Annotated in this window: 1 protein-coding gene; it reads right to left on the minus strand. The window is 44.4% G+C overall.

All coding sequences use genetic code 11. The features are described 5' to 3' along the window. Positions 1-270: ChbG/HpnK family deacetylase (locus tag SB775_RS29875; RefSeq protein WP_410864866.1), on the minus strand; the 270-nt coding region annotated here is incomplete at both ends.

The raw sequence follows: 270 nt of genomic DNA on the forward strand, positions 1-270 counted from the left end.
CCATTACGTAAGAAGAACGCTTCACAAGCTCTGGGTCAATATAAGCTGGATGCACCATAATTTCTACCGTTTGCTCGTCCTGCACTCTTTCCTTTAACTTCACAAAGTAATCTTCCGTCACACCGTCAGCGTAAAAGTCACTGTAAAACACGTCAGAAAACGGGCGTACTGCTCGCTCTTCCTCACAACGACGAATTGGAACATTATATGTAGCCGCCAATCTCTCAAGAACATCATGCAAAATCGGTAATCCATGCACGTGATGATGAC

The sequence above is a fragment of the Peribacillus sp. SIMBA_075 genome, from assembly GCF_046534585.1.